This window comes from Cnuibacter sp. UC19_7, assembly GCF_042699995.1.
Lineage (GTDB): Bacteria > Actinomycetota > Actinomycetes > Actinomycetales > Microbacteriaceae > Cnuibacter.
Map to the genome: position 1 here is coordinate 1,932,594 of NZ_CP170560.1, position 20,992 is coordinate 1,953,585.

Annotated in this window: 23 protein-coding genes; 10 read left to right on the forward strand and 13 right to left on the reverse strand. The window is 72.4% G+C overall.

Annotation, left to right across the window (positions count from 1 at the left end):
- The first annotated feature begins 79 nt into the window (after window positions 1-79).
- From ACFJGV_RS09080 to ACFJGV_RS09095, 4 genes are all read left to right on the forward strand, one after another.
- Window positions 80-259, forward strand: coding sequence for a hypothetical protein (locus ACFJGV_RS09080; protein WP_378148488.1), 180 nt, complete (start codon window positions 80-82; stop codon window positions 257-259).
- A gap of 148 nt (window positions 260-407) precedes the next feature.
- Window positions 408-830 (forward strand): DUF3054 domain-containing protein, encoded by a 423-nt coding sequence (locus tag ACFJGV_RS09085; protein ID WP_378148490.1) that lies wholly within the window; start codon window positions 408-410, stop codon window positions 828-830.
- The gene (locus tag ACFJGV_RS09090; RefSeq protein WP_378148491.1) at window positions 827-1,090 is read left to right on the forward strand and encodes a hypothetical protein; all 264 of its coding nucleotides are present in this window, start codon (window positions 827-829) and stop codon (window positions 1,088-1,090) included. Before ACFJGV_RS09085 ends, ACFJGV_RS09090 begins: the two co-directional genes overlap by 4 nt.
- Before the next feature lie 106 nt (window positions 1,091-1,196).
- The gene (locus ACFJGV_RS09095) at window positions 1,197-2,123 is read left to right on the forward strand and encodes an EamA family transporter (RefSeq protein ID WP_378148493.1); all 927 of its coding nucleotides are present in this window, start codon (window positions 1,197-1,199) and stop codon (window positions 2,121-2,123) included.
- Between the two features lie 38 nt (window positions 2,124-2,161).
- Here the strand turns inward: ACFJGV_RS09095 and ACFJGV_RS09100 are convergent, their stop codons facing one another.
- The 4 genes from ACFJGV_RS09100 to ACFJGV_RS09115 all read right to left on the reverse strand — a co-directional run bounded on the left by ACFJGV_RS09100 (window position 2,162) and on the right by ACFJGV_RS09115 (window position 4,746).
- Window positions 2,162-2,764 carry a TrmH family RNA methyltransferase gene (locus tag ACFJGV_RS09100; RefSeq protein WP_378148672.1) on the reverse strand — a complete coding sequence of 201 codons (603 nt, stop codon included), beginning with the start codon at window positions 2,762-2,764 and terminating at the stop codon, window positions 2,162-2,164.
- A 153-nt stretch (window positions 2,765-2,917) separates the two neighbouring features.
- Window positions 2,918-3,976 (reverse strand): magnesium and cobalt transport protein CorA, encoded by a 1,059-nt coding sequence (locus tag ACFJGV_RS09105; protein WP_378148495.1) that lies wholly within the window; start codon window positions 3,974-3,976, stop codon window positions 2,918-2,920.
- A 111-nt stretch (window positions 3,977-4,087) separates the two neighbouring features.
- Entirely contained in the window at window positions 4,088-4,480 is a 393-nt protein-coding gene (locus ACFJGV_RS09110; protein ID WP_378148497.1) for a PIN domain-containing protein, read from the reverse strand.
- Complete coding sequence (locus tag ACFJGV_RS09115) at window positions 4,477-4,746, reverse strand: type II toxin-antitoxin system prevent-host-death family antitoxin (RefSeq protein WP_378148498.1); 270 nt, start codon at window positions 4,744-4,746, stop codon at window positions 4,477-4,479. Before ACFJGV_RS09115 ends, ACFJGV_RS09110 begins: the two co-directional genes overlap by 4 nt.
- A gap of 76 nt (window positions 4,747-4,822) precedes the next feature.
- Between ACFJGV_RS09115 and ACFJGV_RS09120 the strand changes: the two genes are divergently transcribed.
- Window positions 4,823-5,545 carry a metal-dependent transcriptional regulator gene (locus ACFJGV_RS09120; RefSeq protein WP_378148500.1) on the forward strand — a complete coding sequence of 241 codons (723 nt, stop codon included), beginning with the start codon at window positions 4,823-4,825 and terminating at the stop codon, window positions 5,543-5,545.
- Window positions 5,546-5,745: 200 nt separating this feature from the next.
- Here the strand turns inward: ACFJGV_RS09120 and ACFJGV_RS09125 are convergent, their stop codons facing one another.
- The 7 genes from ACFJGV_RS09125 to ACFJGV_RS09155 all read right to left on the reverse strand — a co-directional run bounded on the left by ACFJGV_RS09125 (window position 5,746) and on the right by ACFJGV_RS09155 (window position 14,810).
- On the reverse strand, window positions 5,746-6,672 hold the full coding sequence (locus ACFJGV_RS09125; protein ID WP_378148501.1) for a hypothetical protein: 927 nt from the start codon (window positions 6,670-6,672) through the stop codon (window positions 5,746-5,748).
- Window positions 6,673-7,519: 847 nt separating this feature from the next.
- Window positions 7,520-8,683: a cysteine desulfurase family protein gene (locus tag ACFJGV_RS09130; protein ID WP_378148502.1), complete on the reverse strand. Its 1,164-nt coding sequence runs from the start codon at window positions 8,681-8,683 to the stop codon at window positions 7,520-7,522.
- Complete coding sequence (gene nadC, locus ACFJGV_RS09135) at window positions 8,680-9,537, reverse strand: carboxylating nicotinate-nucleotide diphosphorylase (protein WP_378148503.1); 858 nt, start codon at window positions 9,535-9,537, stop codon at window positions 8,680-8,682. The genes ACFJGV_RS09130 and nadC overlap by 4 nt, the downstream gene beginning before the upstream one ends.
- Window positions 9,538-9,683: 146 nt before the next feature.
- Window positions 9,684-11,516: an L-aspartate oxidase gene (locus ACFJGV_RS09140; protein WP_378148505.1), complete on the reverse strand. Its 1,833-nt coding sequence runs from the start codon at window positions 11,514-11,516 to the stop codon at window positions 9,684-9,686.
- A complete protein-coding gene (gene nadA / locus ACFJGV_RS09145) occupies window positions 11,513-12,823 on the reverse strand; it encodes a quinolinate synthase NadA (RefSeq protein WP_378148507.1) in 1,311 nt (436 codons plus the stop codon). The genes ACFJGV_RS09140 and nadA overlap by 4 nt, the downstream gene beginning before the upstream one ends.
- Window positions 12,824-12,944: 121 nt before the next feature.
- On the reverse strand, window positions 12,945-13,823 hold the full coding sequence (locus tag ACFJGV_RS09150; protein ID WP_378148509.1) for an NUDIX domain-containing protein: 879 nt from the start codon (window positions 13,821-13,823) through the stop codon (window positions 12,945-12,947).
- A gap of 66 nt (window positions 13,824-13,889) precedes the next feature.
- Window positions 13,890-14,810, reverse strand: coding sequence for a hypothetical protein (locus ACFJGV_RS09155; protein WP_378148510.1), 921 nt, complete (start codon window positions 14,808-14,810; stop codon window positions 13,890-13,892).
- A 129-nt stretch (window positions 14,811-14,939) separates the two neighbouring features.
- On the opposite strand from ACFJGV_RS09155, the gene ACFJGV_RS09160 reads away from it, so the two are divergent.
- Window positions 14,940-15,740: an HAD-IIA family hydrolase gene (locus ACFJGV_RS09160; protein ID WP_378148511.1), complete on the forward strand. Its 801-nt coding sequence runs from the start codon at window positions 14,940-14,942 to the stop codon at window positions 15,738-15,740.
- Between the two features lie 116 nt (window positions 15,741-15,856).
- On the opposite strand, the gene ACFJGV_RS09165 is transcribed toward ACFJGV_RS09160, so the two are convergent.
- Both ACFJGV_RS09165 and ACFJGV_RS09170 read right to left on the reverse strand, forming a co-directional pair.
- Window positions 15,857-15,988, reverse strand: coding sequence for a hypothetical protein (locus ACFJGV_RS09165; protein ID WP_378148513.1), 132 nt, complete (start codon window positions 15,986-15,988; stop codon window positions 15,857-15,859).
- A 62-nt stretch (window positions 15,989-16,050) separates the two neighbouring features.
- Window positions 16,051-16,689: a TetR/AcrR family transcriptional regulator gene (locus tag ACFJGV_RS09170; RefSeq protein ID WP_378148515.1), complete on the reverse strand. Its 639-nt coding sequence runs from the start codon at window positions 16,687-16,689 to the stop codon at window positions 16,051-16,053.
- A gap of 68 nt (window positions 16,690-16,757) precedes the next feature.
- Between ACFJGV_RS09170 and ACFJGV_RS09175 the strand changes: the two genes are divergently transcribed.
- From ACFJGV_RS09175 to ACFJGV_RS09190, 4 genes are all read left to right on the forward strand, one after another.
- The gene (locus tag ACFJGV_RS09175; RefSeq protein ID WP_378148517.1) at window positions 16,758-18,212 is read left to right on the forward strand and encodes an MDR family MFS transporter; all 1,455 of its coding nucleotides are present in this window, start codon (window positions 16,758-16,760) and stop codon (window positions 18,210-18,212) included.
- A 335-nt stretch (window positions 18,213-18,547) separates the two neighbouring features.
- Entirely contained in the window at window positions 18,548-19,816 is a 1,269-nt protein-coding gene (locus ACFJGV_RS09180) for an LCP family protein (RefSeq protein ID WP_378148518.1), read from the forward strand.
- Window positions 19,817-19,895: 79 nt separating this feature from the next.
- The gene (locus tag ACFJGV_RS09185; protein WP_378148520.1) at window positions 19,896-20,243 is read left to right on the forward strand and encodes an MmcQ/YjbR family DNA-binding protein; all 348 of its coding nucleotides are present in this window, start codon (window positions 19,896-19,898) and stop codon (window positions 20,241-20,243) included.
- Window positions 20,244-20,318: 75 nt separating this feature from the next.
- A complete protein-coding gene (locus ACFJGV_RS09190; protein ID WP_378148522.1) occupies window positions 20,319-20,954 on the forward strand; it encodes a DUF4190 domain-containing protein in 636 nt (211 codons plus the stop codon).
- The last annotated feature ends 38 nt before the right edge of the window (window positions 20,955-20,992 follow it).

The following is a 20,992-nucleotide window of genomic DNA, read 5'->3' on the forward strand; positions in this document are numbered from 1 at the left end:
GTCGGACTCTACGCCGCCGTGCTCGGGAGCCGCCTCAGAGAGGGTTCGGAGCGGGCACCCCGGGCGTAGGGTCGGCGGCATGAGCGATGAGCACAGCACCGCGGATCCGGCCCGCACCGAGCTCGGCGACGAGCTGCGGAGCATCCGCGCCACCGGCGAGGACGAGTGGCCCGCGGAGGCCGACGCCGCCGAGGCGGCCGGAACGACCCACCCCGCCGACCGCCTCCACGACGACGAGTCCGCCGGCGCCGACCGCTGAGCACCCGGGGCGGCTGGGCCCGCCGGCACCGACCGCTGAGCACCCCGAGCGGCTGGGCCCGCCTGTGCCGACCGCCAACACCCCGCCCCACCGCAGGCCGCCCCGGTGCCGGCCGCAGCGGCCGCGCTGCCCCGCGTAGGGTGACGGGGTGAGGATCCTCATCGCCGCCGTCGCCGACGCCCTGCTCGTGCTCGTTTTCGTGCTGATCGGCCGCCGCAGCCACGACGAGTCGGATGCGCTGCTCGGCCTTCTGACGACACTCTGGCCGTTCCTGGCGGGAGCCGCTGTGGGATGGGTGGCGTCGCTCGGCTGGCGACGTCCGTTCGCGTTGCTGCCGACCGGCGTGGTGGTCTGGGCCTCGACGGTGGTGGTCGGGATGCTGCTCCGCGTCGTCTCGGCACAGGGCGTGCAGCTGAGCTTCGTGATCGTCACCGCGGTCGTGCTGGCGGCGTTCCTTCTCGGATGGCGGGCTGCGCTTCTGCTCGTGCGTCGGGTCCGCGCACGGCGCGACGGCGGCCGCGAGACGGCCCCTGTCGCTCCGCGCTCCGAAAGCGGGAGGATGGACGCGTGACGCACACCGAGATCACCATCCTGAACTACACCGTCAACGCCGACGTCTACGCCCGTTATGGCGCCGACTTCGACACCGAAGCGGTCGACGACCACATCCTCCGCATCCTCAACGAGGCCGCACCGACCGGGGTGACCGTGCAGCGCAACGGCAAGGTCGTGGCCGAGGACGACGCCATCGAGGCGGCCCGATCCTTCGACTGGGCGGGTGTGCTCAAGCGCATCGACCTCGACGAGATCCTCGCCGAGCACGGCAAGTAGTCCACGGGCGTCCCGCTCGACGGTGAAGCGCCGCTGAAGTCACATTTCAGGAACTGGTAGCGCATCCGATTCGTCGTGGCGGGCTCCGCTGCGCGAGGCTGGGTCCATGCCGCCCCGCGATCGCCTTCTCGCCGCCCTCGTCGCGGTGCTGTGGGGTGTGAACTTCGTCGCGATCCACTTCTCGCTCGAGCACTACCCGCCGTTCTTCCTCGTGGCGCTGAGGTTCCTGGTGCTCGCGATCCCGACCGTGCTGTTCGTCAAGTGGCCCGGGGTCAAGGTGCGGTGGCTGCTCGGATACGGGCTGGGGTTCGGCATCCTGCAGTTCGCCTTCCTCTACGCCGGGATGCAGGCCGGCATGCCGCCGGGGCTGGCGTCGCTCGTGCTGCAGGCGTCCGCCCCGTTCACCGTGGTGCTCGCCGCGGTGTGGCTGCGAGAGCGGCTCACGGTGATCCAGGGTGTGGGGATCGCGATCGCGTGCTCGGGACTCGGCGTCATCGCGGCGGAGCGCGCGGGGGTCTCGGCGCTGCTGCCGGTCATCCTCACGCTGTGCGGCGCGCTCGGCTGGGCGTTCGGCAACGTGTGCAGCCGGCAGGCGAATCCCGACTCCCCGCTGCGGATGACGCTCTGGATGTCGGTCGTCCCGCCCCTCCCCATGCTCGCGCTCTCCCTCCTCGTCGAAGGTCCGGATGCGGTGTGGCAGTCGGTGTCGACCGCGTTCACCCTCGAGGCCCTGCCCGCCGACCTGGGGTTGGCGTACACCGCGGTGCTCGGCACCGTCGTCGGCTCGGGCATCTGGACCACGCTCATGAAGCGCAATCCCTCCAGCCGTGTGGCGCCGTTCTCGATGCTCGTGCCGGTCGCCGGGTTCACGAGCGCGTGGATCATCCTGGGCGACGTCCCCACCTGGGGCGACATCGTGGGCGGATGCATCGTGATCGCGGGCGTCGCCATCGCCACGGTGGCGTGGCGGAAGCGCGCCCGCATGCCGCGCGACCTCGAGCCGGAGGAGTCCCCCAGCGCGACCGCGGGCTAGCGGCGACGCGCCCTCCCGTTTCGCCGTCCGGGCGCGGGTCAGAAGCGGACGTGCTGGGTGACCCAGGCGTGCATCGCGATCGCGGCGGCGGCCGAGGCGTTGATCGAGCGGGTCGAGCCGAACTGGGTGATCTCCACCACCGCATCCGCCGCGGCGAGCGCCTCGGGCGAGAGGCCCGGCCCCTCCTGGCCGAAGAGCAGCACGCACCGCTCCGGCAGCGCGGTCGTCTCGATCGACCCGCTGCCCGGCACGTTGTCGATCGCGATGATCGGCAGCCCCTCGGCTCGGGCGAAGTCGACGAACACGGCGACGTCCTCGTGGTGCGACACGTGCTGGTACCGATCGGTGACCATCGCGCCGCGCTTGTTCCAGCGCCGACGCCCGATGATGTGCACCGTGTCGGCGGCGAACGCGTTGGCGCTGCGCACGATCGACCCGATGTTCATGTCGTGCTGCCAGTTCTCGATGGCCACGTGGAACGGATGCCGGTGCTCGTCGAGGTCGGCGACGATCGCCTCCATCGTCCAGTAGCGGTAGCGGTCGATCACGTTGCGGGTGTCGCCGTTCGCCAGCAGCTCGGGGTCGTAACGCGGATCGTCGGGCAGCTCGCCCGGCCACGGGCCGACGCCCGCCGTGCTCAGCTCGTGCGTGGGAGCGGCCGACCCGGCGCCATCGGCAGCGCCTGCGGTCTCGCCTGCGCCCGCGTCCGCCTGGCGCGCCGCGCCCCGACCCGCATCCGCCTCGCCTGTCTCGCCCGCCACCGCCTCAGGCTAGCGGCCCCGGAGACCCGGGCGTCACATCCAGCGATTGCGCTTGAACACGAGGAAGAGGATCGTGCTGACGAGCAGCATCGCGCCGATCGCCATCGGATACCCGAAGTCCCAGTGCAGCTCGGGCATGTTGTCGAAGTTCATGCCGTAGACGCCAGTGATGAGGGAGGGCGCGAAGAGGATGGCCGCCCACGCGGACACCTTCTTCACCTCCTCGCCCTGCTTGAGGCTGGTCTCGGAGAGCTGGCGCGACGCCTCCGCCTGGTCGAGGCTCGCCTCGGCGAGGCGCTGCATCTCGCGGTTCGACTCCTGGGTGGCGAGCGTCGACTGCACGGTGAGGGCGTTCTGCAGGTTGTCGCGCATGGTGTCGACCCGTCCGATGATCTGCAGCACGTGGTCGAGCACATCTCGGAGGCCCCGCTGCACCTCGAGCTCGACGCCGTACTTCTCGGCCCCGCGCAGCAGCGACTCCATCATGGGGGCGAGCGGATGCACGGCCCGCTGCACCTCGATCACCTCGCCGATGAGGTCGTAGATGCGCTTCGCGACCGTCGAGTCGCCGGAGAACAGCTGCGTCTCGATCTCGTCGATGTCGTTCTCGAGCCCGCCCAGCACCGGGTTGTACTCGTCGATCACCTGGTCGAGGATCGCGTACATCACCGCATCCGGACCGAGCTTCAGCAGGTCTCGGTTCGCCTCGAGCCGGTGCCGCACCGCGCCGAGGTTCGGCGACTCGGCATGGCGGACCGTCACGACGAACCCGGGCCCGATGAAGAGGTGCAGCTCGCCGAACTCGACGCGCTCCTCCGAGTCGATGTAGCGGGCCGGCCGCAGCACGATGAAGAGGGTGTCGCCGTAGCGCTCGAGCTTGGCGCGCTGATGTCCGCTCAGCGCATCCTCGACCGCGAGGTGATGGAGGTCGAACTCGTCGGCGACCGACCGCAGCTCGTGCGCGCTCGGACGGTAGAGCCCGATCCACGCCATGCCATGCATGTCGCGCAGCAGCTCGTACGTCTCGTCGAGGCTGCCCGGATCCTTCGTGCGCACTCCGTCGACGTACACGGCGTTGTCGATGATGGGCATGGGTCCCCCATTCACGAGGAGTTCGACGAGAGCGGCCACCCGGCGGCCCTCGCACACTTTATACGGATGCGGTGACCGCTCCCCGGGGATGCCGCAGGCCCGCCTCCCGCGTCAGCCCGGCAGGACCCGCAGGACGCTCCCGAGACCCTGGAAGTCGTGTGGATTCCGCGTCACCAGAGCCGCCTCGTTCGACAGCGCGACGGCCGCGATCATGAGGTCGAGCGCGCGACCGCGGGGGCTGCGGCCCGCCGCCAGGACGAGCTCGGTGAGGTAGCCGTAGTGCACCGCGGCCCGGTCGTCGAAGGGCAACCCCGCGCCGAAGCGCTCCGCGATCGCGTCGAAGCGCAGCTGGCGCTCGACCCTGCGGACCGGGTCGGTGGCCACCGCTGCGATCCCGAACCGCAGCTCCGCGTAGCTGACCGAGGAGATCGCCACCTCGGTCACACCCTCGGCTGGCGCGAAGGCGCCCGCGATGAGGATGTTCGTGTCGAGGACCGCTCTCATCCCCACGGGTCGCGACCGTCGACGGCCGCCCGATCCGCCTCGAGCTCATCAGCCCACTCACGCGCGGCCGGAGAGCGCAGCAGGTCGACGACGGCGTCGATGCCGACCCACCGGCGCTCGACGTAGGGGACGACCACTCCGAAGGGGCGCCCGTGATTCGTGAGCACCCACGAGAGGCCGCTCTCGACGTCGTGCACCATCGGGGCGGGGTTCTGTCTCAGCTGGCCCACGCTCATGGTGCGTTCGGGCTCCATCGCGATGGTCATGCGACCAGGATACCTCGACGTAGACAATTGTCTAGATCTCAAACCCGGTAGACGACGCTCGATATCCTTGATCGCGATGAGCATCTGGACGGCGCACACGGGACAGCCCCGCCGCATCGGTGCGCAGGAGATCGCGGCCGAGAACTACCTCAAGGCCATCTACACGCACACCGAGTGGCAGCCCGCGCCCATCACGCCGTCGGTGCTGGCGTCGCGGCTCGGGGTCGCGCCGTCGTCAGTCACCGAGATGGTGAAGAAGCTCGCCGCCGCCGGGCTCGTGACGCACGTGCCGTACGGGCCGCTCACCCTGACGCCCCTCGGACGGACGCGCGCCGCCGACGTGGTGCGCCGGCACCGCGTCGTCGAGACGTGGCTCGTGCGCGAGATGGGGTACGCGTGGGACGAGGTGCACGACGAAGCGGAAGTGCTCGAGCACTCGATCAGCGAGCGGCTGCTCGACGCGATCGACGAGCGGCTCGGGCGGCCGGCGCAGGATCCGCACGGCGACCCCATCCCCGACTCGAGCGGGCGCGTGCCCTCGTTCGACGCTGTTCTGCTGGAGGAGGCCGCCGTGGGCCACGTGGGCGCGGTCGTGCGGATCAGCGACCGCGACGGGGCGCTCCTGCGCGCCCTCTCCGCGAGCGGCATCGTGCCCGGCGCGGTCGTCGTGGTGGGCGACGGGCCCTCACTCGCGCTCGCGCCCGGGGCGGGCGGGGATGGGCGCCGGGCCGGTGCTTCTGCCGGTGCTCCGGTGACGGTGGAGGCGGCCGAGACGGTGTGGATCGCGCCGTCGGCCTGACGCTCATCGCGAGGATCGGGCAAGCTCCCCGCCTGTTCGGCGAGCTTCCGCGTATTCCGTGACGAGCGACGTGTGATTGCCCACCGCGGTCCGACGCTTCGACACCGAATTCGCACAAGCCCCCGCCTGTTGGGCGGGACTCTGCCCGGATCGGTGTCGAGGTGGCGCCTCGGGGGCCGGGCAGCACCCGGAGCGGCGGGTCAGCCGGTGCCGCCGGTGCGGCGGAGGCGCAGGGTCGTGCCGTCCCAGCGGGCCGAGACCGCGCCCGAGTCGGTGGGGAGGTAGGAGAGCACGATGCCGTCGGTGGCCTCGGCGGGCGGGACGCAGTGGATGCCCGACGACGCCGGCGCCACGGCGGAGGGCTGCACGGCGGCGGTGGCGATGAGGCAGACGTCGTCGTCGGGGGTGAGTCCGAGGCGGAAGTCCCAGCCCGCCGCATCCGCCACCACCAGCCTGAGCGAGTTCTGGTCGACGCGCGAGCCCGAGACCGTGAGGATCGACGGATCGGCCAACAGGTCGGCGTCGGACTGCTCGTCGGCGAACCACGCCTCCGGGCCCGATGCAGGGCCCCACGGGCTGGGGATGTCGAGCTGCGTCCATCCTGGTGTCGGCGTCACGCCCGAGGCGATCGGATGCGCGTCCCCGCTCCCCTGCGCGATCACGCTGAGCACGACGGCGATGATCGCGACGGAGGACGCCGCGCCGATCGTGGCGGCGATCACGGCTGTGCGGCGGCGGCTGTGGCGCGGGCCCGAGGAGGGCCGAGGGGCTGCCGGGGCGAGAGGATCGGGACGGGGACGGGGGTCGCGGACGCTCGGCAGCGAGACCGTCCAGCCGCCGGTGCGGGCTGGCTGCGTCGGGTGCGCCGGCGGCGCGCGGTGGGCGGCCTCGTCGGCGAGGGCATCGAACGCGTGGAGGAGCCCGGCGCGCTCCTGCTCCGCGACGTCGACGTCGACGTCGAGCCCCCGGTCCGCGTCGGCATCGGGCGCCGCGAGCCAGCGCCGGAGCACCTCGACGGCGTCACCGGGACCGTCGTATCCCGCGCGGAAGGCGTCCTCCGCCGCCCGGCTGCGCTGCACGGCGTCGAGCACCCGCTGCGCCCGGCTGCTCCGCGCGGGCCCCTCCATGCAGGGAGACTACGCCCCGCCCGCCTGCGCCGCGGACGGGCGGGCGGGGTGGGCGCGGTGGGCGGGGGTGGGCGGGGCGGGCGTGGCGGGCGGGGCGGGCGCATAAGCGGATCTGGCAGTCGTGGCGGGCTCCGCCGCGTGCAGGTCTCCACGAGTGCCGGATCCGCGGCCCCGCCACGACGGACGGGTGGCGCCCCGTGAGGCACCGGCGCGGATCTGACACGTGTGGTGGCTCCGGCGCGCCGGCCCCCGCGAGTGCCACATCCACCGGCCCGCCACGGTGGACGGGCACCGGGCCGGACCAGTCATCCGAGCGGATCCGACAGTCGTGGCGGGCTCCGCCGCGTGCACGTCTCCACGAGTGCCCGATCCGCAGCCCCGCCACGACGGACGGGTGGCGCCCCCGTGAGGCACCGGCGCGGATCTGACACGTGTGGTGGCTCCGGCGCGCCGGCCCCCGCGAGTGCCACATCCACCGGCCCGCCACGGCGGACGGGCACCGAGCCGGACCAGGCATCCGAGCGGATCCGACAGTCGTGGCGGGCTCAGCCGCGTGCACGTCTCCACGAGTGCCCGATCCGCGGCCCCGCCCCGACGGAGGGGTGGCGCCCCGTGAGGCACCGGCGCGGTTCTGACACGTGTGGTGGCTCCGGCGCGCCGGCCCCCGCGAGTGCCACATCCACCGGCCCGCCACGGCGGACGGGCACCGAGCCGGACCAGGCATCCGAGCGGATCCGACACTCGTGGCGGGCTCCTGCGCACACGGGGCGCCACAGGTGTCAGATCCAGCACCCGCCCCGCACCACCGGCCGCGCACAGCACCCCGGGCAGGGCGGCGAAGCGGGACTCAGTCGCCCGGGGCGCCGAGGGAGGAGACCGCGGCGACGGAGGCGCGGAGCGCGTCCGCGGCGACGGAGAGGTCGGAGGCGGTCGTGTCGTGCGTGAAGGTGAAACGCACCGCGGTCTGGGCGACGGCGGGCGGGTAGCCGCAGGCGAGGAGGACGGGCGAGGGATCGTCCGAGCCGGCCGCGCAGGCGGAGCCGCTCGAGACGACGACGTCGCGCTCCTCGAGCTGGAGCAGCACGCTCTCACCGCTCGTGCCGGGGAAGCAGAACGATGCGACCGAGGGCAGCCGGTGCACTGGGTCGCCCGTGAGCACCGCGCCGGGCACGGTCGCGAGCACCCGCTCGATGAAGTCGTCCCGCAGGGCCGCCACCCGGGCCGACTCTGCCGCGACGGACGCCGCCGAGTCGAGCGGCGGCAACGTCACCGCGCGAGCCAGCCCCACGGCGAACGCGACGTTCTCGGTGCCCGACCGGCGCCCGCGCTCCTGCCCGCCGCCGTGCAGCACCGGCTCGACCGGGATCCGCCCCCGCACGAACGCCACCCCGATCCCCTTCGGCGCGCCGAGCTTGTGGCCCGACAGGGTGAGCGCGTCGACACCGAGCGCCCCGACGTCGAGGGGCAGCCAGCCCGCCGCCTGCACCGCATCCGTATGGAAGGGCACCCCGCGCGCGTGCGCGACGGCCGCGAGGTCGGCGACGGGCTGCACGGTCCCGATCTCGTTGTTCGCGAGCATCACCGAGACGAGGGTGGTGTCGTCGCGGAGGGCCTCCGCGAGGTCGTCGGGCGAGACGAGCCCGCCCCGGTCGACGGGGAGGACCGTCACGGCGAAGCCGTGCATCCGCTCGAGGTGGTCGACCGACGACATCACGGCCGGATGCTCTATCGCGCTCACGACGACGTGCCGGCCCCGCGGCGCCCCGAGCGCGATGCCCTTCACGGCGAGGTTGTCGGCCTCGGTGCCACCCGACGTGAACGAGATCTCGGAGGCGCGGCAGCCCAGCCACTCCGCCACCGTCGACCGCGCCTGCGCCAGCGCGCGCGACGCGCGGTCGCCGAGCGAGTGCGTGCTCGACGGGTTGCCGAACTCGCCGGCGAGGTACGGCCACATCGCCTCGAGCACCTCGCGGCGCACGGGCGTGGTGGCCGCGGCGTCGAGGTAGATCACGGATGCAGCCCCACGTCGAGCCCCAGGTCGAGCGACCGGACGCTGTGCGTGAGCGCTCCCACCGAGATGATGTCGACCCCGGTCGACGCGATAACGCCGACCGTGTCGAGGTTCACACCCCCGCTCGCCTCGACGAGCGCGCGCCCGGCGACGATCGCGACTCCCTCGCGCAGCTCATCGGGCGTGAAGTTGTCGAGCATGATCGTGTCGACCCCGGCGGCGAGCACGGGCTCGATCTGGTCGATGCGGTCGACCTCCACCTCGAGGTGCGTGGTGTGCGACAGCTGTGCCCGCACCGCGCGGAGGGCGGCGGTGAGATCGCCGCCGTGCTGCGCCGCGAGCACGGCGAGGTGGTTGTCCTTGGCGAGCACCGCATCCGACAGGGAGTAGCGGTGGTTGTGGCCGCCGCCGTCGCGCACGGCCTGCCGCTCGAGCGCCCGCAACCCGGGCGTGGTCTTGCGGGTGTCGACGATGCGCGCCTTCGTGCCCGCTGCCTCGGCGACATAGCGGGCGGTGAGGGTGGCGATGCCGCTCATCCGCTGCACGAGATTGAGGGCGATGCGCTCGCCGCGCAGCACCCCGCGGGCCGGGCCGGTGATGCGGGCGAGAACCGCCCCCGCCTCGAATCGCTCTCCGTCCCGCACCTCGACGTCGACGCGGATGCGCGCGTCCACCGCCGCGAAGACCGCGACCAGCACCGCGGATCCGCTGAACACGCCGGGCTCGCGCGCATCCATCGTCGCCACGACCTCGGCGTCGGCGGGGATGAGCAGCTCGGAGGTGATGTCGCCCCACGGCGAGTCCTCCGCGAGGGCGCGGTCGACGACGTCGGCGATGATCGCGGGGGTGAGCATGCGGTGGTGTCCTTCGGTCGGTGGGGATGCGGGCGATGCGGGTCGGCGGGCGGTGCGGATGCGGTGGGCGAGTGGATGCGGGTGGGATGGCCGCCGCGTGGAGGGCACGGCGGACGCGGAACCGGGCGGGGTGGGCTCCGGCCGCGTCAGGTGCGGAGGGGGTGCAGGGCGGTGGTGAGGGTGACGGGGAGGGGGCGGGCGAGTTCGGGGTCGGGGTCCGGGAAGTCGCTGCGGTAGTGGGCGCCCCGTGACTCCTCCCGAGCCAGGGCGCTGTGCACCACGGCGGCGCCGAGCAGCCGGAGGTTCTCCGTCTCGAGCTCCTCGACGGTCGCGAGCTCGCGAGCGGCGCCGAGCTCGTCGGCGGCGGACGGCGCCAACGCCTCGAACGCCTCGGCGAGCGGGGCCGCCGAGCGATGGAGCCCCGCGGCGGCCCACATCCACTGATGCAGCTCGTCGCGCGACAGCGCCGGGGTGGAGATGACGCGGACCGTCACCGCGGGGGCAGCGCCGGCCGCGAGGGGCCACGCACCCCGAGCGCCCGCCGCAAGACCAGCATCCGCACCGAACGCATCCGCAGCACCCCACGCGTCCGCAGCAGCGCCCGCATCCGCAGCAGCGCCAGCATCCGCACCGAACGCATCCGCAGCGACCGCAGCACCCCGCGCGTCCGCAGCAACGCCCGCATCCGCAGCCCCACCCGCACCCGCACCCCACGCATCCCCACCCGCACCCGCACCGGCGAGCGCGGCCGCGGCGCGGCGGCCGAACACCACGGCCTCGAGCAACGAGTTCGACGCGAGCCGGTTCGCCCCGTGCACGCCCGTGCGGGCGACCTCGCCGACGGCGTACAGCCCGGGCAGGCTCGTGCGGGCGGCGAGGTCGGTGGCGACGCCGCCCATCCAGTAGTGCGCGGCGGGGGCGACGGGCAGCGGTTCCGCGGCCCAGTCGAAGCCGGCCGCGCGCGAGGCGGCGTCGATCGTGGGGAAGCGCCGGGCCAGCTCGTCGCGCCCGAGGACGGTGGCGTCGAGGAACACCGGTGAACCCGCCGCCATCTGCGCCGCGATGGCGCGGGCCACCACGTCGCGAGGCGCGAGCTCGGCGAGCGGATGCGCGTCGCGCATGAACCGCTCCCCCGCCGCGTTCACGAGCACGGCGCCGTCTCCGCGCACCGCCTCCGACACGAGGAACGACCCGGGCACCGCGAGCGCGGTGGGATGGAACTGCACGAACTCGACGTCCTCGAGCACGGCCCCCGCCCGCAGCGCGGCCGCGGCGCCGTCGCCCGTGGTCACCGACGGGTTCGTGGTGTGCGGATACAGCTGCCCGAGCCCGCCGGTGGCGAGCACGACCGCATCGGCAGCGATCTCCTGCACCACGCCGCCGATGAGCACGCGCACACCCGCCACGACGCCGTGGGCCGCGAGGAGATCGAGCAGGAACGCGTGCTCCACTATCTCGAGCCGACCGCCCGAGCCGCCGGAATCTCCCGGGCCGCCGGACGCCGCGGCGAGCGCTGCCCGCACGAGCGCGACCTCGATCGCCGACCCCGTCGCGTCACCGCCCGCATGCAGGATGCGGTGGTGCGAGTGCGCCCCCTCCAACCCCGCATCGAACGGCGCCGCAGAACCAGGACCGGAAGACGAACCGGCGACCCGATCGAACTCGACCCCCCACCGCACCAGCTCGGCGATGGCGGCCGGCCCCTCCGAGCAGAGCACCCGCACGGCCTCCGCCTCCGAGAGCCCGGCCCCCGCCGCGAGGGTGTCGCTCACGTGCGACGACACGCTGTCGCCAGGCATCACCGCAGCGGCGATCCCGCCCTGCGCATACCGGGTGTTGCCGTCCGACACCGTCGCCTTCGTGACCACCGTCACCGAGACGCCCGGCGACCGCCGCAGCAGCTCGAGCGCCGTGATCAGCCCGGCCGCCCCCGAGCCGACCACGACCACGTGCGAGGGCACGACCCGCCGGATGCTCATGGCCGGGCCGCGAGCATCCGCTCGAGCGCCACGCGCGCGGGCACCGCGACGTCGTCGCCGACGGTGATCTCGTTGACCACGCGTCCGGCGACCAGCTCCTCGAGCACCCAGGCGAGGTATCCGGGGTGGATGCGGTACATCGTCGAGCAGGGGCAGATCACGTCATCGAGGCAGAAGATGTGGTGCTGCGGATACTCGTTCGCCAGGCGCTGCACGAGGTTGATCTCGGTGCCGATCGCGAACGTCGATCCGGCCGGGGCCGCGGCGATGGCCTTCACGATGTAGTCGGTCGAGCCGTACTCGTCGGCGGCGTCGACGACGGGCATCGGGCATTCGGGGTGCACGATGACCCGCACATCCGGATGCGCGGCCCGCGCCCGCTCGATCTGCGCGACCGAGAAGCGCTTGTGCACCGAGCAGAACCCGTGCCAGAGGATCACCTGAGCGGCGACGAGCTCGTCGCCGGTGTTGCCGCCCATGGGCTTGCGCGGGTTCCACATCGGCATCCGCTCGAGCGGCACACCCATCGCCTTCGCGGTGTTGCGGCCGAGGTGCTGGTCGGGGAAGAACAGCACCCGGCGACCGCGCTCGAACGCCCACTGCAGCACCGTGGCGGCGTTCGACGAGGTGCAGACGATGCCGCCGTGACGTCCGCAGAAGCCCTTCAGGGCCGCCGACGAGTTCATGTAGGTGACGGGGATGATCGGGGCGCGGCCGTCCGCATCCGTCTCGTCGGCGTAGAGCTCCATGAGCTGCTCCCACGCCTCCTCGACCGAGTCGATGTCGGCCATGTCGGCCATCGAGCACCCGGCCGCGAGGTTCGGCAGGATCACCCGCTGCTCGGGCTGAGCGAGGATGTCGGCGGTCTCGGCCATGAAGTGCACGCCGCAGAACACGATCGCCTCGGCGTCGGGCCGGGTCTTCGCGGCGTTGGCGAGTTGGAACGAGTCGCCCACGAAGTCGGCGTACTTCACCACCTCGTCGCGCTGGTAGAAGTGACCGAGCACCACGACCCGCTCGCCGAGCGTGGCCTTGGCGGCCAGGATGCGCTGGTCGAGCTCGCTCTTCGACGCCAGCCGGTACTCCTCCGGGAGCACGCCCTGGCGCGGGGTCTCGGCGGGGATGGGGTCGGCCATGCTCGCGCCGGGCCCGTACGTGGGGAGGGGGAGGACGTCGATCGACCAGGGCCCGTCGGCGAGCTCGGGCGCGCAGGTCTCGCCCGAGGCGGCGACCGCGCCCGGCGTGTGCACACCGGAGGCGATGAGCTGGATCTCGTCGTCGATCGAGAGCGTGAGCGGGTTGGTCATGGTGGGCGGCTTCCTGGAGTCGGGTCGGGGTGGGGTGGGGCCTGGGTTCGGTGGTTCGGGATGGCGCCGGGTCGCGGATGCGGTGGCCCGCGTCGGCGGGATGCGCCGGGCGGGCGCCGGGTCAGCCTGCGGCGTCGGAGTCCGAGCCGGAGCCGAGGCCCGAGCCGGAGCTCGAGACAGAGGCGGAGCTCGAGCTCGAGCCGGCACCGGGGCTCGCGGACGGGTCGGGACTGTCGCGGGCTCCGACTCCGTCGGCGCCGTCGCCGTCGCCGGACGATCGTCGCCGGGTGCTGCTGCCGAGCGGACCCCGGTCGACGGGCTCGACGGCCTGGTTGTACCGGTAGAGCTTCGGCGGCCGATAGCTCGTTCCGGTCACGCGCTTGCCGGTCGGGACGATCGTGTTGCCCGCCTCGATCTGACGGCGGAAGTTCGCCGGGTCGAGCGTGCGCCCGAGGATCGCCTCGTGCACCTCGCGCAACTGGGCGAGGGTGAACGTGTCGCCGAGGAACGCGTGCGCGATCCGGGAGTACTCGACCTTGTTGCGCAGGCGCCAGAGCGCGTACTCGATGATCACGTCGTGGTCGAAGGCGAGGTCGGGCAGGTCGTCGGCCGAGAACCAGTGCACGTTCTCGGTCTCGGCGGCGCGGGTGGCCTCCTCCGAGTCGACGAGCGCCCAGTACACGATCGACACCACGCGCTCGCTCGCGCTGGCCGGCGCCCGGTCGAGGGTGCCGAAGGCGTAGAGCTGCTCGAGGTAGCTCGGCTCGAGGGCTGTCGTGGCCTGCAGGGTGCGCGCCGCGGCGGCCTCGAGGTCCTCCTCGCGCCGAAGCGGCCCGCCGGGCAGCGCCCACTGCCCCTCGAACGGCGGCCGGATGCGCCGCACCAGCGGCAGCCACAGTCCCGGCCGCGCCGGGTCGTGCTCGGACCCCTCGGAGCGCAGAGCGAAGATCACGGTCGACACCGCGATGATCATCGCCTCTCGTGCCGCGCTCTCCGTCATGGGAACCCCCTAAAGGTTTCCGCGACTATAACCCTTCAGGTCACCTCGACACAAACACGTCTCGTTTCAGTAGCCACGGCAGGACGGAGTCTCTGCGCAGGTGAGCACCGGGGGCTGCTGCGAGACCCAGTTGTTGATGGCGTCCACCATCTGCTGGTTCACAGCCGCCTGGTTGGCAGCGGCAGCAGCCAACTGCTCGGCCGTGGGGGTCGGGTAACGCGAACCGCTGCTTCCGGACCCACCGCCGCTCCCCGAGCCGTCGTTGCCCGCGGAGCTCCCGGCCTGCGAGGCCGCGAGCGCGGCGGCGGCCTGCGAGGACTGCGCCGCTCGCGCGGCGGACAGGAGGTCGCCGAGCGCTGACGCCGTCGGCCGACTCGACCCGCCCGCGGCGGGCGCGGGGGCTGCCAGCGCGGGCGCAGCCAGCGCGGCGGCGAGCGCATCCCGGCTCGCGGCATCCGCATCCGGGGTCTCGGCGTCGAGCACGGCCTGCGCTCGCGCGACGACCTCGACCCGCACCTGCTCGAGCGAGACCTTCGCGGCGGCGATGAGTGCCTTCACCTCGACGCCGTGGCGCAGCGCGGCTGCCAACGGTCGAGCGGCGGACGCATCCGACGCCGCGACACCGGCCAGGACCGCCGCCGTCGCCGTCGTCGTCGCCGTCGCCGTGGAAGAACGGGACGACGACGCGGCGGCACCCCCGAGCCCGGTCACGCCCGCGGCGAGCGCGGTGCGCGCGCCGTCCGACGCGAAGCCCTCGTCTGCGGCCACGACCGGCTGCAGCGAGTCGATCCACGCAGAGGTCGCCCATCCGCCGGTCGCTCCCACGGAGCGCTCCTGCCACGACGCCGTCACGCTGCCCGCCCGCTCGGGCTCGGCCACCGGCGCATGGATCGAGCCTGCGGCGGCGGCCAGCTCAGGCGCCTTCACCGCGAACCCAGCCAGCGCCGCCACGGCAACCGCCACCGTCGCGACAGCGACGACCTTCATCCTCCAGCTCATGCCCCCCAGGTCCTCCCGCTCGAGCGTCCCCCGGTCGCGAGCCTAGCGCCCGGATCGCCCAGCCACGACGCGGGGGTGGCGGGTACCCTGGGAGTGACCGCAGGCGAAGGGATCCGGATGGCCGCGAAGCGTGCAGACGTCGAGTGCTGGCTCACCGACATGGACGGTGTGCTCGTGCACGAGAACAGCCCCGTCCCGGGAGCGTCAGAGCTGCTGCAGCAGTGGCGCGACCAGGGCAAGCCGTTCCTGGTGCTCACCAACAACTCCATCTTCACGCCGCGCGACCTCAGCGCTCGCCTGCGCTCCTCCGGTCTCGATGTGCCGGAGGAGTCGATCTGGACCTCGGCGCTCGCCACGGCCGCGTTCCTCAAGGACCAGATGCCCGGCGGCAGCGCCTTCGTCATCGGCGAGGCCGGCATCCTCACCGCCCTCCACGAGGCCGGCTTCATCATGACCGAGACGAACCCCGACTACGTCGTCGTCGGTGAGACCCGCAACTACTCCTTCGAGGCGATCACGAAGGCGATCCGCCTGATCGGCAACGGGTCGCGCTTCATCGTCACCAATCCGGATGCGACGGGCCCCAGCACCGAGGGTCCGCTGCCCGCGACCGGAGCGATCGCCGCCCTCATCACCAAGGCGACGGGCAAGCACCCGTACGTGGTCGGCAAGCCCAACCCGATGATGTTCCGCTCCGCCATGAACAAGATCGGCGCGCACTCCGAGAACACGGGCATGATCGGCGACCGGATGGACACCGACGTCGTCGCCGGCATCGAGGCGGGCCTGCACACCGTGCTGGTGCTCACCGGGATCAGCGACCAGTCTGAGATCCAGAAGTACCCGTTCCGGCCCAACGAGATCCTCAACTCCGTCGCCGACCTGGTGTCGCGCGAGCCGATCGAGTCCGAGCTCTGAGCTCCCCCCTGTCCGGGCGCTGAGCGCCGACCGCCCTGGCCGCACCGACGCCCCCGATCGCGCCGTACGCCCATCGCGCCGATCGCGCCGTACGCCCATCGCGCCGATCGCGCCGATCAGTACGTCGGGCGCTCGGGCGTGCAGTCGCGACGGCGCTGCCATCCGTACCCGTCGCGCACCACTCCGACGATCGTGCCCGCCACCGCCACAGCGGCACTCACGCCGCCGATCACCATGAGAATCATCATGGCAGCAACGCTATGAACGCCGAATCTCCGCCACGAGTGGCTGCCAGGCCACCCTTCGTCGATTAACTGCCAGCGTGGTCCGGACGCACGTCGGTCACGGCCAGCAGCGGCAGCCACACGTCGTCGACGATCCCGCGGATCGTCGACGCAGGAACGGTCCGCATCGACATGAGCAGCTCGTGCCGGAACAGGTCGAAGAGCAGGTCGATCACCCGTTGCGACGAGGGGATGCCCCTCAGCTCGCCGCGGGCCACCGCCCGGCCCAGCATGATCTCCAGCGAGTTCGGCGCCCCCTCGGGTCGCATCCTGTCGCGCAGCTGACGGAACGTCATCCCGCTGTGGCGGAAGTAGTCGGCGAGCTGGACGCTGATCAGCGTCGTCAGCCACGCTCGGGTCTCATTGGCCGCTTCCAGGTAGTCGAGGGCATCCTGACGCAGTGATCCGGTGTCGGGCACCGGGATCGGCGACGACCACCAGAACTCCTGGAGCGTCGCGAGGAGCAGGTCGTCTCGCGCGGGCCAGCGCCGGTACAGCACCGGCCGACTCGTACCCGCCCGGGCGGCGATGGCCTCGAAGGTGAACCCCGAGTACCCGTCCTCGGCGAGGACGTCCCACGCCGCCTGCAGGATGGCCGACTCAAGCGCCTTCCCCCGCCGTCGGGTGGCGATGCCGTCGCTCTCGTCACGCTCTTTAAGATCCACTTGCGTATCCTATCGCGCTGATCTACTCTGAGGCACGTTAGATACACACCCGTACCTTAGGAGCCCTCATGCCCTCCTCATCCGCGTCTCGGATCGATCCGCAGACGCTGCGCACCACGATTGCCGTCCTGGTCGGCGGCATCGCGGTCATCCTCGATTCCACGATCGTGTCGGTGGCCCTGCATCAGCTCGCCGCCGACCTCGACACCGGGGTCGACACCATCCAGTGGGTGACCACGGGGTACCTGCTCGCGCTCGGCGTCGTCATCCCCCTCGTCGGCTGGCTGCAGAGCAGGATGGGCGCCAAGCGCCTGTGGATCGCCGCGCTGGCGCTGTTCCTCCTCGGCTCGGTGCTCTGCGCCCTCGCCTGGGACGCGTCGAGCCTCATCGCCTTCCGCGTGGTGCAGGGCGTCGGCGGCGGCGCGATGGTGCCACTCATGACCACGATGATCATGCAGGCCGCCCGCGGCCCCGAGCGCGGCCGACTCATGGCGATGGTCGCCCTGCCCACAGCGGTGGGCCCGATCCTCGGCCCCGTCCTCGGCGGGCTCATCCTCGGCGTCGCCGACTGGCGGTGGCTGTTCCTCGTCAACGTGCCGCTCTGCCTGGCGGGGCTGCTGCTGGCGTGGCGGATGCTGCCCTCCGACGGGCCCTCGACGCGTGCGCGCCTCGACATCGTCGGGCTCGTCCTGCTCTCGCCCGCCCTCGTGGGCCTCCTCTACGGGCTGTCGAACGTGACCGGCGACGGGGGCTTCGGCCGGTTCGACGTGCTCGCACCGATGATCGGCGGCACGGTCCTGCTCGCGGCCTTCGTGCTCTGGGCGCTGCGGCGCCGCGACTCGGCGCTGGTCGACCTCAGCGTGCTGCGGTCGCGCCCCACCTGGTCGGCGACGGCACTGCTCTTCCTGTCGGGCGCCTCGCTGTACGGCGCGATGCTGCTGCTGCCCCTCTACTTCCAAGAGCTCCGTGGGGCGGATGCGCTCGGCGCCGGCCTGCTCCTGATCCCGCAGGGCGTGGGGTCGCTGGTGAGCCGCACGGCGGCCGCGCGCATGCTCGACCGCCTCGGTGCGCGGGGTGTCGCCGTCATCGGCTTCCTCCTCGTGGGCGTCGCGACGATCCCCTTCGCCTTCGCGGATGCGGACACCTCGATCTGGGTGCTCATGGCGGCCCTCTTCGTGCGCGGCCTGGGGCTCGGGATCGTGATCATCCCGGTGATGACCGTGGCCTTCGTCGGGCTGCCGCACGGCAAGGTGCCTCACGCGAGCATCGTCACGCGTGTCGCCCAGCAGGTGGGCGGGTCGGTCGGAGTGGCGCTGCTCGCGGTGATCCTCTCGGCGTTCGCCGCGTCGACCGGATCCGCGTCGCTCGCGTTCGATGCGGCCTTCTGGTGGGCGATCGGGTTCACCGTGGTGGCCGTGGGGCTGTCGTTCGCGCTGCCCGGCCGGAAGGCGCTCGCGGAGGACGAACCGGCCGCGGTCGCGATGGCGGAGCGCGAGGCGTCCGAGGCCGTCGCGGAGGTGTGACGCCACGCGGAGCCCGGGACCGCGCGGGCTCCCGCATCGCCGGGGGGCGGACGACGGCAGGGGTCCGGCTTTGTCCAGGAAATCGACCTCTTTCGGCCGAAACGCGTCGATTCTCGGGACAAAGCCTGGGGTGGAGGGTGCGGACGGCACGCGAGGCACTGGAGCGCGCCACGCGCTGATCCCGGGGCCGCGCGGGCGGGCCGCGCCTCGTGGAGGGCGCTCTCGGGAGGCGGCGGGCCGCATCCGCTACTATCGACCGGCAACGGCCGACGCGTGACGACACGCCGCCTTCACGGCCATGTCTCGCCTCCGACCGACGAGAGAGGATCCGCTCCGTGACCCACGCCTCCCTCGGGCGCGCCCCGATCGAGACCCCCCGCCACGGTCGTCTCCGCACCTCCTCCCCCGCCGGCACCGTGCTGAAGTTCCTCGGCGTGGCGGTCACCGTCGTCCTCGTCGCGCTCGTCACCACGGCCGGCATCGCGTTCGCGAACCTCAACTCGCAGGTGCAGGCGAACGCCGTCGACATCTCGGGCGGACAGGAGGCCCCCGCCCCGCCGCCGCTGCTCGGCGCCTTCCCCGGCGGCTTCAACCTGCTGGTCGTCGGCACCGACAACGACCCCAACCAGGGGGACGACTTCGGCGAGCGCGACGCGACCCTCAACGACGTCAACATCCTCCTGCACGTCTCGGCCGACCACAAGAACGCCGTGGTCGTGAGCTTCCCCCGCGACCTGGTCATCCCTCATCCGGAGTGCACCGACCCCACGAACGGCGACGTCTACGACTCGATGAGCGCTCGGCCGCTCAACGAGGCGTTCAGCCGGGGTGGGTTGGCCTGCGTCTCGGCGACGATCGAGAACCTCACCGGCCTCGACATCAGCTACGCCGCCGCCACCTCCTTCAAGGGTGTCATCGAGATGACGAACGCGGTGGGCGGGGTGCCCGTCTGCCTCGTCGAGCCCATCTTCGACAAGGACTCGGGCCTCGACCTGCCCGAGGGCATCTCGACCATCCAGGGCGACATGGCGCTGGCGTTCCTCCGCAACCGCCACGGCGTGGGCGACGGCTCCGATCTGGCGCGCATCGCGTCGCAGCAGCAGTACATGTCGTCGCTCGTGCGCACCATCAAGAGCGCGAACACGCTCACCGACATCACCAAGCTCTACGGTCTGGCCCAGGCGGCGACCCAGAACATCCAGCTGTCGAAGTCCCTCGCCAGCCCGGATGCGATGGTGTCGCTGGCTCTGACCCTTAAGGACGTCGACCTCGCCAACATGGTGTTCGTGCAGTACCCGGCGGGTTCGTCGTCGAACTACCCGGGCAAGGTCGTGCCGATCAGCGACCTGGCCGAGCAGCTCTTCACCAAGATCACCAACGACGAGCCGTTCACCCTCGCGGCCGACTCCACGGGCACGGGCTCGACGGTCGTCGACCCCGGGACCGACCCGACCACGGTGACACCCGATCCGTCGACCGAGGCCCCGTCGGCGCCCGACGTCTCGGCCGCTCCGACCGACTCGGCCGCGACGCCCGAGGTGATCGAGGGTCTCAAGGGGCAGACCGCGGCCGAGCAGACCTGCGCCAACGCGTTCACCGACTGAGCGGGGCTGTCGGATGCCGTGGTGTCGTCCGCGCGGTGCCGGATGTCGCGGTGTCGGATGCCGCGGCTAGGCTCCCGGCGTGGGTGTGGTGACGCGGGAGGATGTGCTCGAGACGTGCGCGGGCCTGCCCGCGACGACGGATGAGCGGCCGTTCGGGCCGGAGACCGCCGTCGCCAAGGTGGTGGGCCGGGTCTTCGCGCTCACCCCGCTCGACGGCGAGGTGCGCGTGACGCTCAAGGTCGCGCCGCCGCACGGCGAGGCTCTCGTGCGCGAGCACGAGTGGATCATCCCCGGGTACCACATGAACAAACGGCACTGGATCACGGTGACCGTGGGGCCGCAGTCCGACCCCGAGCTCGTCGAGGACCTCATCGTCAACTCGTACGACCTCGTCGTCGCCGGGCTGCCCCGGCACAGCCGGCCGTAGGTTCATCCCCAGGTACCACGGCGGTGATGCTGTGGTCCGATCCCCGCACGGCGCCCGGTTCGTAGCGTGGATGACATGACGACCAACGACTCGACATCCGACGACTACACCACCGAGGGACCTGCTGTCTTCGACGAGGCCTCCTCCGGCGCCACGCCCGCTCCGGCTCCGGCCTCGGCTCCGGGGACCGCGAGCGCGGACCGCGCGCCCGAGCTCGTGGGCGCGACGGCGAGCAGCGCCGGTGCGACGCAGCCCACCGTCCCGCTCTCGGTGACGCAGCCCACCGTGCCGCTCTCCGCCTCGTTCAGCGGGACCCCGCAGGGCGGCTTCGACGCCTCGACCGGTGCCACGGGCGCACCGACGGGAGTGGGCACTCCGGGATACGGCGTGCCCGACGCCGGCGCACCGGGCTACAGCATGCCCGCGGCGGCGGCTCCCGCCACCGTGTACCCGCCGCAGCGGGGCACGAGCCTGCTGGCCGTGCTCACTCTGGTGTTCGGCATCCTCGGGTTCGGCGTCGTGCCCGTCGTGACCGGCCACATCGCCCTCTCGCAGCTCAAGCGGACGGGCGAGGAGGGCCGCGGCCTCGCGCTGGCGGGCCTCATCCTCGGGTACGTCACGCTCGCGGGCTGGGTGCTCGCGATCCTCGCCTGGCTCGGCGTCGCCGGCGCCGCCCTCGTCGCCGCCTTCTTCAGCGCGATCGCGCACTGACCCACCGGTCGTCACCCACCGATCTGACACTCGTGGTG

Bases quoted from the DNA above. Each gene is read 5' to 3' on its own strand.
- ACFJGV_RS09080 (WP_378148488.1), top strand. From the start codon at position 80: ATGAGCGATGAGCACAGCACCGCGGATCCGGCCCGCACCGAGCTCGGC.
- ACFJGV_RS09095 (WP_378148493.1), top strand. From the start codon at position 1,197: ATGCCGCCCCGCGATCGCCTTCTCGCCGCCCTCGTCGCGGTGCTGTGG.
- ACFJGV_RS09105 (WP_378148495.1), bottom strand. From the start codon at position 3,976: ATGCCCATCATCGACAACGCCGTGTACGTCGACGGAGTGCGCACGAAG.
- ACFJGV_RS09110 (WP_378148497.1), bottom strand. From the start codon at position 4,480: ATGAGAGCGGTCCTCGACACGAACATCCTCATCGCGGGCGCCTTCGCG.
- ACFJGV_RS09115 (WP_378148498.1), bottom strand. From the start codon at position 4,746: ATGACCATCGCGATGGAGCCCGAACGCACCATGAGCGTGGGCCAGCTG.
- ACFJGV_RS09120 (WP_378148500.1), top strand. From the start codon at position 4,823: ATGAGCATCTGGACGGCGCACACGGGACAGCCCCGCCGCATCGGTGCG.
- ACFJGV_RS09125 (WP_378148501.1), bottom strand. From the start codon at position 6,672: ATGGAGGGGCCCGCGCGGAGCAGCCGGGCGCAGCGGGTGCTCGACGCC.
- nadC (WP_378148503.1), bottom strand. From the start codon at position 9,537: ATGCTCACCCCCGCGATCATCGCCGACGTCGTCGACCGCGCCCTCGCG.
- ACFJGV_RS09140 (WP_378148505.1), bottom strand. From the start codon at position 11,516: ATGAGCATCCGGCGGGTCGTGCCCTCGCACGTGGTCGTGGTCGGCTCG.
- nadA (WP_378148507.1), bottom strand. From the start codon at position 12,823: ATGACCAACCCGCTCACGCTCTCGATCGACGACGAGATCCAGCTCATC.
- ACFJGV_RS09150 (WP_378148509.1), bottom strand. From the start codon at position 13,823: ATGACGGAGAGCGCGGCACGAGAGGCGATGATCATCGCGGTGTCGACC.
- ACFJGV_RS09155 (WP_378148510.1), bottom strand. From the start codon at position 14,810: ATGAAGGTCGTCGCTGTCGCGACGGTGGCGGTTGCCGTGGCGGCGCTG.
- ACFJGV_RS09160 (WP_378148511.1), top strand. From the start codon at position 14,940: ATGGCCGCGAAGCGTGCAGACGTCGAGTGCTGGCTCACCGACATGGAC.
- ACFJGV_RS09165 (WP_378148513.1), bottom strand. From the start codon at position 15,988: ATGATGATTCTCATGGTGATCGGCGGCGTGAGTGCCGCTGTGGCGGTG.
- ACFJGV_RS09175 (WP_378148517.1), top strand. From the start codon at position 16,758: ATGCCCTCCTCATCCGCGTCTCGGATCGATCCGCAGACGCTGCGCACC.
- ACFJGV_RS09190 (WP_378148522.1), top strand. From the start codon at position 20,319: ATGACGACCAACGACTCGACATCCGACGACTACACCACCGAGGGACCT.